This window comes from Micromonospora humi, from assembly GCF_900090105.1.
GTDB classification, from domain to species: domain Bacteria; phylum Actinomycetota; class Actinomycetes; order Mycobacteriales; family Micromonosporaceae; genus Micromonospora; species Micromonospora humi.
The window spans coordinates 139,250-153,665 of the sequence record NZ_FMDM01000011.1; the positions used below are offsets into that span (position 1 = coordinate 139,250).

The 14,416-nt window shown below is 71.9% G+C and carries 13 protein-coding genes; 8 read left to right on the top strand and 5 right to left on the bottom strand.

From position 1 onward, the window contains the following. Window positions 1-40: 40 nt before the first annotated feature. On the bottom strand, window positions 41-1,432 hold the full coding sequence (locus tag GA0070213_RS20965) for a cation:dicarboxylate symporter family transporter (RefSeq protein ID WP_091067329.1): 1,392 nt from the start codon (window positions 1,430-1,432) through the stop codon (window positions 41-43). Window positions 1,433-1,540: 108 nt separating this feature from the next. Between GA0070213_RS20965 and GA0070213_RS20970 the strand changes: the two genes are divergently transcribed. Further along, entirely contained in the window at window positions 1,541-3,127 is a 1,587-nt protein-coding gene (locus tag GA0070213_RS20970) for a sensor histidine kinase (RefSeq protein ID WP_091067332.1), read from the top strand. After that, window positions 3,124-3,801 (top strand): response regulator, encoded by a 678-nt coding sequence (locus GA0070213_RS20975; protein WP_091067336.1) that lies wholly within the window; start codon window positions 3,124-3,126, stop codon window positions 3,799-3,801. The genes GA0070213_RS20970 and GA0070213_RS20975 overlap by 4 nt, the downstream gene beginning before the upstream one ends. A gap of 5 nt (window positions 3,802-3,806) precedes the next feature. On the opposite strand, the gene GA0070213_RS20980 is transcribed toward GA0070213_RS20975, so the two are convergent. Together GA0070213_RS20980 and dnaE are read right to left on the bottom strand one after the other, a co-directional pair. After that, window positions 3,807-4,703, bottom strand: coding sequence for a hypothetical protein (locus GA0070213_RS20980; protein WP_091067339.1), 897 nt, complete (start codon window positions 4,701-4,703; stop codon window positions 3,807-3,809). 38 nt (window positions 4,704-4,741) lie between these two features. Next, window positions 4,742-8,275 carry a DNA polymerase III subunit alpha gene (gene dnaE, locus GA0070213_RS20985; RefSeq protein WP_091067341.1) on the bottom strand — a complete coding sequence of 1,178 codons (3,534 nt, stop codon included), beginning with the start codon at window positions 8,273-8,275 and terminating at the stop codon, window positions 4,742-4,744. A 183-nt stretch (window positions 8,276-8,458) separates the two neighbouring features. On the opposite strand from dnaE, the gene GA0070213_RS20990 reads away from it, so the two are divergent. From GA0070213_RS20990 to GA0070213_RS21010, 5 genes are all read left to right on the top strand, one after another. Next, entirely contained in the window at window positions 8,459-8,800 is a 342-nt protein-coding gene (locus tag GA0070213_RS20990) for a PadR family transcriptional regulator (protein WP_091067344.1), read from the top strand. Then, window positions 8,797-9,741 carry a permease prefix domain 1-containing protein gene (locus tag GA0070213_RS20995; RefSeq protein ID WP_091067348.1) on the top strand — a complete coding sequence of 315 codons (945 nt, stop codon included), beginning with the start codon at window positions 8,797-8,799 and terminating at the stop codon, window positions 9,739-9,741. The genes GA0070213_RS20990 and GA0070213_RS20995 overlap by 4 nt, the downstream gene beginning before the upstream one ends. Window positions 9,742-9,802: 61 nt before the next feature. Then, window positions 9,803-10,423 (top strand): hypothetical protein, encoded by a 621-nt coding sequence (locus GA0070213_RS21000; protein WP_139128706.1) that lies wholly within the window; start codon window positions 9,803-9,805, stop codon window positions 10,421-10,423. Window positions 10,424-10,521: 98 nt separating this feature from the next. Further along, window positions 10,522-11,121: a hypothetical protein gene (locus GA0070213_RS21005; RefSeq protein WP_091067355.1), complete on the top strand. Its 600-nt coding sequence runs from the start codon at window positions 10,522-10,524 to the stop codon at window positions 11,119-11,121. Window positions 11,122-11,125: 4 nt separating this feature from the next. Then, entirely contained in the window at window positions 11,126-12,175 is a 1,050-nt protein-coding gene (locus tag GA0070213_RS21010) for a hypothetical protein (protein WP_091067358.1), read from the top strand. 39 nt (window positions 12,176-12,214) lie between these two features. Here the strand turns inward: GA0070213_RS21010 and GA0070213_RS21015 are convergent, their stop codons facing one another. After that, a complete protein-coding gene (locus tag GA0070213_RS21015; RefSeq protein ID WP_091067361.1) occupies window positions 12,215-12,775 on the bottom strand; it encodes a GNAT family N-acetyltransferase in 561 nt (186 codons plus the stop codon). 100 nt (window positions 12,776-12,875) lie between these two features. Here GA0070213_RS21015 and GA0070213_RS21020 point away from each other — a divergent pair, with 100 nt between their 5' ends. Next, a complete protein-coding gene (locus GA0070213_RS21020) occupies window positions 12,876-13,391 on the top strand; it encodes a DinB family protein (RefSeq protein ID WP_091067365.1) in 516 nt (171 codons plus the stop codon). 215 nt (window positions 13,392-13,606) lie between these two features. Here the strand turns inward: GA0070213_RS21020 and GA0070213_RS21025 are convergent, their stop codons facing one another. Further along, window positions 13,607-14,356 (bottom strand): YebC/PmpR family DNA-binding transcriptional regulator, encoded by a 750-nt coding sequence (locus tag GA0070213_RS21025; protein ID WP_091067368.1) that lies wholly within the window; start codon window positions 14,354-14,356, stop codon window positions 13,607-13,609. Window positions 14,357-14,416: the final 60 nt, after the last annotated feature.

Below are 14,416 nucleotides of genomic sequence, written 5' to 3' on the forward strand. Positions count from 1 at the left end.
ACAGGCCGAGCCGGGCCCGGGCCGGACAGGCCGAGCCGGGTCAGGCGGTGGAGCCGGCCAGCGGGCGCTCGGCGTCGGGCGGGGCCGCCGAGTCGGAGACGGGTTCGTCGTCGTGCTCGTCGACCATGGTGGACTCGTCGAACGGTCGCTCCCCGGCCAGCACGGCGCGGGCCTGGTCCCGGTCGAACTCGCCGGTCCAGGTGCCGACCAGCACGGTCGCGACGGCGTTGCCGGCGAAGTTGGTCAGCGCCCGGGCCTCGGACATGAACCGGTCGATGCCGACGATCAGGCCGACGCCGTCGACCAGGTCCGGCCGGTGCGACTGGAGGCCGCCGGCGAGCGTGGCCAACCCGGCGCCGGTCACGCCCGCCGCGCCCTTGGACGCGATCACCATGAACACCAGCAGCGAGATCTGCTCCCCGACCGCGAGCGGCTTGCCCAGCGCGTCGGCCACGAAGAGCGAGGCCATGGTCAGGTAGATCGCGGTGCCGTCCAGGTTGAACGAGTAGCCGGTGGGGACCGTGATGCCGACGACCGGCCGGCCCACCCCGACATGCTCCATCTTGGCGATCAGCCGGGGCAGCGCCGACTCCGACGACGAGGTGGAGAGGATGAGCAGGAACTCGCGGCCCAGGTAGCGCAGCAGCGAGAAGATCGAGATCCCGGCAATCAGGCGCAGCAGCAGGCCGAGCACCACGATCACGAAGATCAGGCAGGTGGCGTAGAAGCCGAGCATGATCTGCGCCAGGCTCTTGAGCGCGTCCACGCCGGTGGCGCCGACCACGGCCGCCATGGCGCCGAACGCGCCGATCGGCGCCAGCCACATGATCATCGCCAGCACCTTGAAGACCAGGCGCTGGAGCACCCCGACCGCCCGCAGCACCGGCTCGCCCCGGCTGCCCAGGCTCTGCACCGCGAAGCCGACCAGCAACGCGACCAACAGGGTCTGCAGCACCTCGCCCTCGGTCAGCGCGGAGACCAACGTGGTCGGGATGATCCCGAGCAGGAAGTCGACAGTGCCGCCGCTCTCCTCGCCGGCCGCGGACCGGCCCGCGTCGGCCACGTCCGGGCCCAGGTCCAGTCCCGCCCCGGGGTGGATGATGTTGCCGACGACCAGGCCGATCGCCAGCGCCACCGTCGACATGACCAGGAAGTAGCCGAGCGCGAGGCCGCCGACCTTGCCGACCTTGGCCGCCTGCCGGACGGACCCGACACCGAGCACGATGGTGCAGAAGATGACCGGGCTGATCATCATCTTGATCAGGTTCACGAAGCCGGTGCCGAGCGGTTTCAGCGCTTTGCCGACGTCGGGCGCGACGAGGCCGACCACGATGCCGGCGACGACGGCCACGATGACCGCCAGGTAGAGGTAACGAGTCCGGTCCCGGCGGGCCGGCCGGACGTCCGCGGGGGTGGGGGTGGTGGTGTCCATTTCCACACTGTGAAGCAGGTCTCACCGGACCGCACGATTGCGTTCATTCTGTTCACCCGGGGGACGCGCCGCCGAAACGCCGCCGGGCGGGTGCGCCACACTGGCACGGTGGCGCGGCGGCAGTGGAGCATCGCGGGGCAACTCTTCGCCCTGCAGGCGGTGGTGGTGACGCTGCTCGTGCTGGCCGGCGCCGGTGGCGCGGTCTGGCTCGCCCGCAGCGACTCCCACCAGGCCGCGAACGACGAGGTGCTGGCCGTGGCGCAGGCGGTGGCCGGCTCCCCCAGCGTCCGCGCGGCCCTCACCGCCGCCGACCCGGCGGCCACGCTCCAGCCGTACGCGGAGGCCACCCGGCGGGCCACCGGGACGGACTTCGTGGTGGTGATGGCGCCGGACCGGACCCGCTACTCGCACCCGAACACCGACCTGATCGGTCAACCGTTCATCGGTGACATCGGTCCGGCGCTGGGCGGCGAGCCGTTCACCGTGACCAACGTCGGCACGCTCGGCGAGTCGGTGCGCGCGGTCGTCCCGGTGTACGGCGACGGCCGGCGGATCATCGGGCTGGTCTCGGTCGGCATCACCACCCGGGCGATCAACCGGAAGCTGCTCGCCCAGGCGCCCGTGCTGTTCGGCGCGGCGGTGCCGGCGCTGGCGCTGGCGGCCACCGGCTCGTGGCTGCTCAGTCGGCGGCTGCGTCGGCAGACGCACGGGCTCGGGCCGGCCCAGATGACCCGGATGTACGAGTACTACGACGCGGTCCTGCACTCCGTACGCGAGGGACTGGTGGTGCTGACCCGGGACCGCCGGGTGGCGCTGGTCAACGACGAGGGCCGGCGGCTGCTCGGGCTGGCCGAGGACGCCGCGGTCACCGACCGGCCGGTGGCCGGGATCGACCTGCCGCCGGCGGTGGCCGAGCTGCTGGCCGCGGGCCGGGACGCGCACGACGAGCCGGTGCTCGCCGGCGACCGGGTGCTGGTGGCCAACCAGCGCACCACCCGGTTCGAGGGCACCGTGCTCGGCACCGTGCTCACCCTGCGCGACCAGACCGAGCTGCGCAACCTGGCCAGCGAGCTGGACTCGGTACGCGCGCTGACCGAGGCGTTGCAGGCGCAGACCCACGAGTCGGCGAACCGGTTGCACACCGTGCTGACGCTCGTCGAGCTGGGCCGTACCGACGAGGCGGTCCGGCTGGGCACCCGCGACCTGGCGCTCGCCCAGCAGCTCACCGACCGGGTGGTCGGCGCGGTGAGCGAGCCGGCCCTGGCCGCGCTGCTGCTCGGCAAGTCGGCGCGGGCCGGTGAGCGCGGGGTGGACCTGGTCGTCGAGCCGGACTGCCGCCTCGACGGCAGTCCGGTGCCCGGAACCGACCTGATCACGGTGGTGGGCAACCTGATCGACAACGCGCTCGACGCGGTCGCCGCCACCCCGCCGCCGCGCCGGGTGCGGGTGTTCGTCGGCACCCGCGACGACGAGTTGGTGGTCCGGGTCGGCGACAGCGGCCCCGGTCTCGCGCCGGAGCGGGTGGCGGACGCGTTCCGGCGCGGCTGGTCCACCAAGAGCGCCGGCCGGGGGCTCGGTCTGGCCCTGGTCGGTCAGGTCGTCCGCCGGCACGGCGGCACCACCGACGTGACCCGCACCGACGGCGGCGAGACCGTCTTCACGGTCCGCCTGCCGCTGCCCGGGGCGGAGCGATGAGCGCCGTCGTCCGGGTGCTGGTGGTGGAGGACGAGCCGCTGCTGGCCGAGGCGCACAAGGCGTACACCGAACGGGTGCCCGGCTTCGTCGTGGTCGGCGTGGCGCACACCGGCCGGGACGCGATGGCGGCGCTGCGCGCCGGTGGTGGGGTCGACCTGGTGCTGCTCGACTTCCGCCTGCCCGACCTGCACGGGCTGGAGGTCTGCCGGGCGCTGCGGGCGGCCGGCAGCGGCGTCGACGTGCTGGCCGTGACGTCGGCGCGCGACCTGACCGCGGTGCGCACCGCCGTCTCCCTCGGGGTGACCCATTACCTGCTCAAGCCGTTCACCTTCGCCGCGTTCCGCGACAAGCTGGAGCGCTACGCCGAATACCGCCGGCACGCCCTGGCCGACGGCGAGGTGGCCGCGCAGCACGAGGTGGACCGGATGTTCGCCACGCTGCGCGGCGCGGCGGCGCACACCCTGCCGAAGGGGTTGGACGAGCAGACCCTGCACGCCGTGCTGGCCGCGCTCGACACCGAGGGGCGGTCGGCGGCCGAGGTCGGCGCGCGCACCGGCATCTCCCGGGTCACCGCCCGCCGCTACCTGGAATACCTGGTCTCCGCCGACCGTGCGGTCCGCACCCCCCGCTACGGCACGCCCGGCCGGCCGGAGGTCGAGTACCGGCCGGCCTGACCGGCTCATCCGGGCACGGGCAGGTCGGCGAGCACGGCGGCCATCTCCGCCCGGACCCGGGGCAGCGGCCAACCGGCCAGCTCGGGCAGGTCGTGCCGCTCGCGTAGCCGCCGCACCGCCGCCAGCCCGACCAGATAGCCGCAGCGTGGGGGCAGGTCGCCGCGCAGCGGCGAGTCCCGCTCGAGGAAGTACGCGGCGTGGTGGTCCGGGTCGGTGGCGTCGAGGTCGGCCCGCACCCGGTCGAGGACGGCCGGCCAGCGGCGACGGCACTCGTCGAGCCAGGACCGGTGGCCGGGCCGACCGAACCAGAGGTACGCCTCGTCGGGCCGACCGCTGTCGAGTTCCGCCGTGACCTGGGTGGCCAGCCCTTCGACGAACAGGTTCTTCGCCACCCCGTGCTCCGGCCAGTCGCGGATGCCGGCCCGGCGGTCGTGGACGACGTGGGCGGCCTCGTGGTGCACGAGCATCCGAACGTCCTCGGGCGGGTCGAGCTGTTCCACCGCGAGGAAGAGCGCGTACCGACCGTCGAGGTCGCCGGCCCAGCCGTTCGCCCGGTGCAGCCCGACCAGTACCACGCACTCCACCGGGCCGCCGTCGCCGGTCCAGCCGAGCGCCCGGGCCGACGCCGCGACGCCGTCGGGCAGCAGTCCGCGTACCGTCTCGGCGCGGGCCGTCAGGTCGGCGGCCCGGTCGTGGAGCCGGTCGACGGCGGCTCGCACGTCCGCCGGGGCGGGCGGGCCGGCGTCGCGGTCCACCACGCGGGCGATGTCCGGATGCCGGTCGAGGTAGCGGGACCGCCACAGCCCCGGCCACCGCTCGGCCGGGACGGCGCGGCACTCGCGCAGGACGGCGACGAAGTCGGGTACGAGATCACGGACGCGCAGCAGGTCGGTGGCGGGCATGCGCCCGATGGTGCCCGGTCACCGGCCGCCCCGCACGGTCAGCTCACGTTGGCCGGGCCCAGGACGCTCTTCAGGTCACCCATCAGCGCGGTGGTCGCGGCGACCCGGAACGGGCCGAGGCGCAGCGTGGTGACCTTGCCGCCGTTGAGCAGCTTGACGTGCACCTCGGTGTCGCCGGGGTGCAGCACCAGCGTCTCCTTGAGCCGTTCGACGAGCGGCGGGGTGCAGCGGTGCACCGGGATGGTCAGGGTGACCGGCTTGCTCCCCGGGCTGCTGGTCACGTCCGGCATGGACATGTCCATCGCCATGATCCGCGGGGTGTCGTCGCGGCGGTCCACCCGGCCCTTGACCACCACGATGGCGTCCTCGGCGATGTACTGCCCGATGACCTCGTAGGTGTTGGGGAAGAACAGCGTCTCCACGCCGCCGGCCAGGTCCTCCAGGGTGGCCGAGGCCCAGGCCCGGCCCTGCTTGGTGACCCGGCGCTGCACCCCGGAGAGGATGCCGGCCAGCGTGACGACCGCGCCGTCGGGCACGGTGCCCTCCTCGGAGAGCGCGGCGATGGTGGTGTCGGCCGCCGCGCCCAGCACGTGCTCCAGGCCGAACAGCGGGTGGTCGGAGACGTACAGGCCGAGCATCTCGCGCTCGAACGCCAGCTTGTCGCGCTTGTCCCACTCCCCGTCGCCGATGACCGGCATGACGGTGGTGCTGCCGCCGACGTCGGCGTCGCCGAAACCGGCGCCGAACAGGTCGTACTGGCCGACCGCCTCCTTGCGCTTGACGTCGGCGTACGCGTCGATGGCGTCGGCGTGCACGGCCAGCAGCCCCTTGCGCGAGTGCTTCAGCGAGTCGAACGCACCGGCCTTGATCAGCGATTCGATGGTCTTCTTGTTGCAGGCGACCGCGTCCACCTTGGACAGGAAGTCGTAGAAGTCGGCGTACTCGCCCTTCTCCTCGCGGCAGCGCATGATCGACGCGACCACGTTCGCGCCGACGTTGCGCACCGCGCCGAGGCCGAAGCGGATCTCCTTGCCGACCGGGGTGAACGGCCCGGCGGAGGTGTTGACGTCCGGCGGGAGCACCTGGATCCGCATCCGGCGGCACTCGGACAGGTAGAGCGCCATCTTGTCCTTGTCGTCACCGACGGAGGTGAGCAGCGCCGCCATGTATTCGGCCGGGTAGTGCGCCTTGAGGTACGCGGTCCAGTACGACACCAGGCCGTACGCGGCGGAGTGCGCCTTGTTGAACGCGTAGCCGGCGAACGGGACCAGCACGTCCCACACCGCCTGGATGGCGTCGTCGGGATAGCCGTTCGCGCGGCAGCCGTCCCGGAACGGGACGAACTCCTTGTCCAGGATCTCCTTCTTCTTCTTGCCCATCGCGCGGCGCAGCAGGTCGGCCTGGCCGAGCGTGTAGCCGGCGAGGATCTGCGCGGCGCGCTGCACCTGCTCCTGGTAGACGATCAGGCCGTAGGTGGGGGCGAGGATCTCGCGCAGCGGCTCCTCCAGGGCCGGGTGGATCGGGGTGATCTCCTGGAGCCCGTTCTTGCGCAGCGCGTAGTTGGTGTGCGAGTCGACGCCCATCGGACCGGGCCGGTAGAGCGCCAGCACGGCGGAGATGTCCTCGAAGTTGTCCGGCTTCATCATCCGCAGCAGCGAGCGCATCGGCCCGCCGTCGAGCTGGAACACGCCGAGCGTGTCGCCCCGGGCGAGCAGCTCGTACGCGGCCTTGTCGTCCAGCGGCCTGCCGAGCAGGTCCAGCTCCTTGCCGTGGTTGAGCCCGATGTTCTTCACCGCGTCGTCGATGATGGTGAGGTTGCGCAGGCCGAGGAAGTCCATCTTCAGCAGCCCGAGCGACTCGCACGTCGGGTAGTCGAACTGCGTGATGATGACGCCGTCGGCGTCGCGCCGCATCAGCGGGATGTGGTCGATGATCGGCTCGGCGGACATGATGACGCCGGCCGCGTGCACGCCGCTCTGCCGGATCAGCCCCTCGATGCCCTTCGCGGTCTCGATGACCTTCTTGACGTCCGGGTCGGTCTCGTAGAGGCCGCGGATCTCGCCGGCCTCGGCGTAGCGCGGGTGCTTCGGGTCGAAGATGCCGGACAGCGGGATGTCCTTGCCCATCACGGCCGGCGGCATCGCCTTGGTGATCCGGTCGCCGACCGCGTACGGGAAACCGAGCACCCGGGCCGAGTCCTTGATCGCGGCCTTCGCCTTGATCGTGCCGAACGTGGCGATCTGCGCGACCTTGTCCTCGCCCCACTTGTCGGTCACGTACTTGATGACCTCGCCGCGCCGGCGCTCGTCGAAGTCGATGTCGACGTCGGGCATCGAGACGCGCTCGGGGTTGAGGAACCGCTCGAAGATCAGGCCGTGCGGGATCGGGTCCAGGTCGGTGATGCCCAGCGCGTACGCGACGAGCGAGCCGGCCGCCGAGCCACGACCGGGGCCGACCGCGATGCCCTGGCTCTTCGCCCACTGGATGAAGTCGGCGACCACGAGGAAGTAGGACGGGAAGCCCATCTGGATGATGACGCCCAGCTCGTACTCCGCCTGGACGACGTGGCCCTCCGGGATGCCGCCGGGGAAGCGGCGCTTGAGCCCGGCGAACGTCTCCTTGCGGAACCAGGACTCCTCGGTCTCGCCCTCGGGGATCGGGAACCGCGGCATCAGGTTGTGGAAGGTGAACATCCCGGTCGGGTCGACCTTCTCCGCCACCAGCAGCGTGTTGCGGCAGCCCTGCTGCCACAGCTCGGAGGAGTCGACCGCGCGCATCTGGTCGGCCGACTTGACGAAGTAACCGCCGCCCTCGAAGCGGAACCGGTTCGGGTCGGCCACGTTGCTGCCGGTCTGCACGCAGAGCAGCACGTCGTGCGCCTCGGCCTGCGCCTCGTGGGTGTAGTGCGAGTCGTTGGTGACCACCGGCGGGATGTCGAGCTTGCGGGCGATCTCGGTGAGCCCGTCGCGGACCCGGCGCTCGATGTCGAGGCCGTGGTCCATGATCTCCAGGAAGTAGTTGTCCTTGCCGAAGATGTCCTGGTAGGCGGCGGCGACCTTGAGCGCCTCGTCGAACTGCCCGAGCCGCAGCCGGGTCTGCACCGCGCCGGACGGGCAGCCGGTGGTGGCCATGATGCCCTCGGCGTGCTCGGCGATCAGCTCCATGTCCATCCGGGGCCACTTGACGTAGTGGCCCTCCATCGAGGCGCGGGAGTTGAGCCGGAACATGTTGTGCAGGCCGGTGCGGTTCGCCGCCCACATGGTCATGTGGGTGATGGCGCCGTTGCCGGAGACGTCGTCGCTCTTCTGCTCCGGGCGCCCCCACTTGACCCGGGCCTTGTGGAAGCGCGACTCCGGCGCGACGTACGCCTCGACGCCGAGGATCGGCTTGACCCCGGCGGCCATGGCCTGCTTGTAGAAGTCGTTCGCGCCGTGCATGTTGCCGTGGTCGGTGATCGCCACCGCCGGCATGCCGAGGCGCGCCGCCTCGGCGAAGAGGTCCTTGAGCCGGGCCGCACCGTCGAGCATCGAGTACTCGGTGTGTACGTGCAGATGCGCGAACGAATCGCCCATGCGTGGCGCCCCCCGGGTTGTGGATCAAGCTGCGTCGGAGTCGACCGACCCACCCTACCGAGGTGATCTCGCCGGCTCCACCGTCCGCGCCGGGGGTGGCCCGCGTCTCTCCGAAGCCTGGTGCGTGCCGCACGATGCTGTATCTGGTTGCAATGGTGTGTGGCACACACTATCGTGTGTCGCATGGTCAGCGACGAGGTTCTCCGGACCCACCTTCAGGAGCTGCGGCGCGGCACGATCGTCGTCGCCAGCCTGGTGGCGCTCCGCCGTCCCGACTACGGCTACGCCCTGCTGCAACGGTTGGCCGCACACGGCTTCGCGGTCGACGCCAACACGCTCTACCCGCTGCTGCGCCGCCTGGAGGACCAGGGGCTGTTGACCAGCGAGTGGAACACCGACGAGAGCCGGCCGCGCAAGTTCTACCGCACCAGCGCCGACGGCGAGACGGTCCTGACCCGCCTGCTCGACGACCTGTCCGCGGTGCAGGCGTCCATCACCCAGCTGATCGAAGGAGCGGGACGATGAGTTCCCTGACCGACCGCTACGTGGCGGCCACCCTGCGGACCGTGCCGGCGCCCCGCCGCACCGAGCTGGCCGAGGAGCTGCGCGCCTCCATCGCCGACATGATCGACGACCGGACCGCCGGCGGGCAGGACCACGCCTCGGCCGAGCGCGAGGTGCTCACCGAGATGGGCCGCCCCGAGCAGCTCGCCGCCCGCTACAGCGACCGCACGCTCCAGCTCATCGGGCCGCGTTACTACCTGGTGTGGTGGGGGGTGCTGCGGATGCTGCTCACCTGGATCCCGGCGCTCGCCGGCACCGCCACCGGCCTCGTCACGGCCACCGTCGGCGACGAGCCGGGCAGGGCCATCGGCGCGGCGATCTCGGTCGCGTTCCAGACCGCGGTGCAGGTCGCGTTCTGGGTCACGCTGAGCTTCGCCGTCCTGGAGCGCGCCCAGGCGCCGCTGGGCCTGCCCGAGTGGACCGTCGACCAGCTCCCCGAGGAGACCGGCGACCGGCAGATCAGCCAGCCGGACAGCTGCGCCTCCGTCGTCTTCCTGCTCGGCACGATCGCGGTCCTCGTCGGGCAGCACTTCCAGCGCTGGAGCACCGACGACGGCTCCCGGCTGCCGGTGCTCGACCCGGCACTGTGGAGCTTCTGGCTCCCGGCCCTGATCGCGGTGCTGGTCGCCACCATCGGCCTGGAGGTCGCGAAGTACCGGGCTCGGCGGTGGACCTGGCCGCTGGTGGCGGTCAACGCGGTGCTCAACCTGGCGTTCGCCGCGCCGGTGGTCTGGCTGCTGCTCACCGACCGGATGCTCAACCCGGAGCTGATCGACCGGTTCGCCTGGCTGCGCGAGGGCGGCGCGGACGACGTCGCCCGCATCGCCGTGGTGGTGACCGTGGTGATCGCGGTCTGGGACGTGGTCGACAGCGTGGTCAAGGCCCGGCGTGCGGCCCGATGAGACCCGGTCCCGGTCCGGCGCACACGGGGGCGCCGGACCGGGACCGTACGCGGCCGGCAATGTGAAGATCCCGGCCCGGGTGATCCAGTTCGGCTACGGTATGCCGGAATTCCTCGACCAACTCCCGGTGATGCCGATGCCGACCGTCCACCGTCCACGTCGTGCCGTTTCGCTCGCGGCGGTCACCCTGACCGCCCTCGCCGCCGTCCCCGCGACGGCCCGAGCCGAGCCCCCCGTCGGACCGTTGCAGACCGGGCTCTCCATCACGGTGCCCACCGGCCCGGTCTCCTTCGGCGCGACCGCCCCGGGCGGGACGCTCACCGGCCACCTGGGCACGGTGGAGGTCGACGACGACCGCCTGCTCGGCGGAAGCTGGACCACCTCGGTCACCGCCACCTCCTTCAAGACCGGCGCCGGGGATCCGACGAGGACGATCGACGCCGGCCACGTGAGCTACTGGTCGGGAACCGCCACGCTGAACGTCGGCACGCTCGCCGTGCACCCGGGGCAGCCCCGGGCCCAGGACGCGGTCACCCTGGACGTCTCGCGGGTGGCGTTCCGCGCCGACCTCGACCTGCTCTTCCTCAGCAGGGTGGCCTGGAACCCCTCGCTGATCATCAACACTCCCCCGGCCGCCGTGGCCGGCGCCTACCAGGGCACGGTCATCCACTCGGTGGTGTAGAGGCTGTACAGAAAACGCATCAGGGCAATAGACGGTCGAAATCCCCCTAATCTCCTGCTCGGAACGATCGGTTCCACCGAACGGGAGGTAGTACCTGCATGAAACGCACACTGACCGCGGCCGCCGTGGTGGGCGCGGCCGCCCTGACCGGCGGGCTGCTCACCGCCGCACCGGCCTACGCCGCCGACTGCCTGGCGACCGTCGCCTGCCCCACCGGTGTCACGTTCACCATCACCGCGGGGGCCCTCAACATCACCGTGCCCGACACCGCCACACTGACCACCCAGCCCCCCTCCGGCTCGCCCACCTCGTGGTGGGCGTTCGGCACGCTGGGCACCGGCGTCACGGTGACCGACCTGCGTGCCAGCAACCCCGCCAACTGGGTGGTCACGGTGGCGAGCACCGACTTCACCCACAGCGGCACCGGCCCGCTCATCTCCAGCGCCGACGTCTACTACTGCTCCGGCCCCGCCACCTCCAGCGGCGGCGTCGGCAACTTCAACCCCGGCCAGCTCGGCCCCTGCACCGCGCCGCCGCCACCGGTCGGCGTCTCGCTGAGCAGCTCGCAGACGGCGTTCACCCACACCGCCGGCATCGGCGTCAACACCGCGTCCTGGACGCCGTCGCTCAGCGTGCAGATCCCACTGAACGCCGTGGCCGGTTCCTACACCGGCACCATCACCCACACCGTCACCTGAGCGCATGGCCGCACGATCCCGCCGTACGGTCGCCGCGCTCGCGGCACTCACCGTCCTGTCGGGCACGGCTGTCGCCGGTGCCCCCGCCTCGGCCGACGGCCGCGGGGGCGCCGGCGGCGCGCGGCCCGACGGCCGCATCGGTGTCCAACTCCTCGAGGCCACCAGGGGCCGCAGGGACGACCCGCGCGCCAGCATCTATCTCATCGACCACGTGAACCCGGGCACCCGGATGACCCGCCGGTTCGCGGTGACCAACACCTCCAGCGGTCCACAACGGATCAGGCTCTCCGTCGGGCCCGCCGAGATCAAGGAGAACGAGTTCGTCCCCGCCGACGATCCGCGGGCCAACGAGCTGCCCGAGTGGGTGACCGTGAACCGCAGCTCGTTCGTCGCCCCGCCGGACAGCACCACCGAGCTGCGCGCCACGGTCGCCGTCCCGCCGAACGCGCCGCGCGGGGAGCGCTACGGCGCCATCTGGGCGGCCGTCACCTCCCGGCAGAAGGACCGCGCCGGGACGGAGATCCAGCAGGTCAACCGGGTGGGCATCCGGCTCTACCTGGACGTCGGTCCCGGCGGCGACCCGCCCTCCGACTTCACCATCGGTGACCTTCTCCCCGGCCGTGGCGACACCGGCGCTCCGGTGGTCCGCGCCGCCGTGCACAACACCGGTGAGCGGGCCCTCGACATGGTCGGGAAACTCTGGCTGTCGGACGGGCCGGGTGGCCTCTCCGCCGGGCCGTTCCCGGCCCGGCTCGGCACCACCGTGCCGATCGGGGGCACCGCCCAGGTGGAGGTCCCCCTGGACCGGCAGCTTCCGGACGGCCCCTGGCGGGTGCGGCTACGCCTGGAGAGCGGACGGCTGCACCGGGAGGTGAGCGGCACCCTGACGTTCCCCGACGGCCGGAACGTCTGGGGCGACGCGGCCAAGGCCGACCGCTACCCGCGGTGGGCGCTCCTGCTCGCCGGCCTGGTGGCACTCCTGCTGGCCGTCCTGCCCTTCGTGGCCTTCCCCAAGCTGCGAGCCCGCGTGCGCGGACAGCTCGCCCGCCGGTGACCTCCCACGTCGGCCCGGCACCCCCGGGCCCGGCGGCGTTCAGGCCGCCGCCCGCCACTCCCGCGCCAGGAGGGCGTAGACGGCCTCGTCGGTCCACTCGCCCTTGACGAACTCGTTCTCCCGCAGGTGCGCCTCGCGACGCATGCCCAACCGCTCCAGCACCCGGGCCGAGGCGACGTTACGGGCGTCCAACCGACCGACGATCCGGTGCAGGTCCAGCCCGTCGAAACCCAGCCGCAGCAGTTCCCGGGCCGCCTCGGTGACGTAGCCGTGGCCGGTGTGGTCCGGGTGCGCCACGTAGCCGATCTCGCCCTGCCGGTGCTCCGCGCTGGTCCAGGTCAGCAGCACGTCGCCGACGAACTCGCCGGTGTCCGCCAGTGTCACGGCCAGGTTCAGCACGTCACCCGGCGCGCGCAACGCGGTACGCCGGACCAGCCGGTCGATCGCCGCCCGGGCGGCGGCGTCGTCGTAGGGCTGGTGGTAGAGGAACCGGGTGACCTCCGGGCGGCCCCGGTAGTCGCGGACCACGGCGAGGTCGTCGGTGGTGAAGGCACGCAGCACCAGGCGCGCCGTGCGCAGCGGCAGATCGGGTACGAGCACCCGGGCAGGGTACGGGCCCGTCAGCGCCCCGGTCAGCCCGGTTTCGGGACGGGCGCGAATCGGGTCGCGGCGCGGCCCGGACTGCGGCAAGCTCCTGCCGATGACGCGACGAACCGACACGCCTGCCACGTGGGACGAGCGGGCGCAGCTCGCCACCTTCCTGGACTACGCCCGCGACACCGCACGAGCCAAGTGCGAGGGCGTGTCCGCCGAAGACTCCCGGAAGGCACCGCTTCCGGGTTCGCCGCTGATGACGTTGTGCGGGCTGATCAGTCACCTGCGGTGGGTCGAGTACTACTGGTTCGAGGTGATGTTCCTCGGCGAGGAGTTCGCGGGGCCGCTCGCCGGGGCGACCGACGACGATCCCGACCCGGAGATGCGGACCGCCGTCGACATCCCGTTGCCCCAACTTCTCACCGAGTACGACGAGCAGAGCGCGCGCTACCGTCGCCTCGTCTCGGAGCACGACCTGGACTCGACGGCCAAGCGCCCGATCGGCGACGGCCGTCACGTGGACCTCCGCTGGGTGGTCCTCCACCTCATCGAGGAGACGTCCCGGCACAACGGCCACCTGGACGTGGTGCGTGAGCTCGTTGACGGCCGGACCGGCGCCTAGGCTCCGTCCAGCGGGTCAGGAGACCTGATCGCGCCCGGTCGAGGCGAGCGGCATCAGCGGAGATCAACACCGCCGTCAACCTCATGATCACGGCATCGGAGGCGGGGCGCGGCCCACCCTTCCCGCCAGTTCGGCGTAGTGGCGGTATCCCGGGACTGGGATACCGCCACTACGCCGAGCTGGAGTCGATCATGCGCCGGAGCAGGCGTGCGCGGTCAGCCGACCGCGGCCATCACCTCGTCGGAGACGTCGAAGTTGGCGTAGACGTTCTGCACGTCGTCGCAGTCCTCCAGCACGTCGATCAGCTTGAAGATCTTGCGCGCGCCCTCCTCGTCCAGCGGCACGTTCACGCTGGGCACGAGCGACGACTCGGCCGACTCGTACTCGATGCCGGCGTCCTGCAGCGCGGTGCGCACCGCGATCAGGTCGCCCGGCTCGGAGATCACCTCGAACGCCTCGTCGAGGTCGTTGACCTCTTCGGCGCCGGCGTCCAGGACGGCCATCATCACGTCGTCCTCGCTGGTGCCGGCCTTCGGCACGATCACCACGCCCTTGCGGGAGAACATGTACGACACCGAGCCGGCGTCGGCGAGCGAGCCGCCGTTGCGGGTCAGCGCCGTGCGCACCTCGGTGGCGGCGCGGTTGCGGTTGTCGGTCAGGCACTCGATCAGCATCGCCACGCCGCTGGGACCGTAGCCCTCGTACATGATCGTCTGCCAGTCGGCGCCGCCGGCCTCCAGGCCGGAGCCCCGCTTGACCGCGCGGTCGATGTTGTCGTTCGGGACCGAGTTCTTCTTCGCCTTCTGGATGGCGTCGAAGAGGGTGGGGTTGCCGGCCGGGTCGCCGCCGCCGGTGCGGGCCGCCACCTCGACGTTCTTGATCAGCTTGGCGAACATCTTGCCGCGCTTGGCGTCGATCACGGCCTTCTTGTGCTTGGTGGTCGCCCACTTTGAGTGGCCGGACATCTGAGTACCTCCGTTAGTGATCCACGCCTGCGTCGACAGCCCACGCCGGAGCCGAACCCG

Coding starts and splice junctions, on each gene's coding strand:
- dnaE (WP_091067341.1), bottom strand. CDS start 8,275: ATGGGCGATTCGTTCGCGCATCTGCACGTACACACCGAGTACTCGATG.
- GA0070213_RS20990 (WP_091067344.1), top strand. CDS start 8,459: ATGGTCAGCGACGAGGTTCTCCGGACCCACCTTCAGGAGCTGCGGCGC.
- GA0070213_RS21025 (WP_091067368.1), bottom strand. CDS start 14,356: ATGTCCGGCCACTCAAAGTGGGCGACCACCAAGCACAAGAAGGCCGTG.
- GA0070213_RS20975 (WP_091067336.1), top strand. CDS start 3,124: ATGAGCGCCGTCGTCCGGGTGCTGGTGGTGGAGGACGAGCCGCTGCTG.
- GA0070213_RS20980 (WP_091067339.1), bottom strand. CDS start 4,703: ATGCCCGCCACCGACCTGCTGCGCGTCCGTGATCTCGTACCCGACTTC.
- GA0070213_RS21010 (WP_091067358.1), top strand. CDS start 11,126: ATGGCCGCACGATCCCGCCGTACGGTCGCCGCGCTCGCGGCACTCACC.
- GA0070213_RS21020 (WP_091067365.1), top strand. CDS start 12,876: ATGACGCGACGAACCGACACGCCTGCCACGTGGGACGAGCGGGCGCAG.
- GA0070213_RS20995 (WP_091067348.1), top strand. CDS start 8,797: ATGAGTTCCCTGACCGACCGCTACGTGGCGGCCACCCTGCGGACCGTG.
- GA0070213_RS21005 (WP_091067355.1), top strand. CDS start 10,522: ATGAAACGCACACTGACCGCGGCCGCCGTGGTGGGCGCGGCCGCCCTG.
- GA0070213_RS20965 (WP_091067329.1), bottom strand. CDS start 1,432: ATGGACACCACCACCCCCACCCCCGCGGACGTCCGGCCGGCCCGCCGG.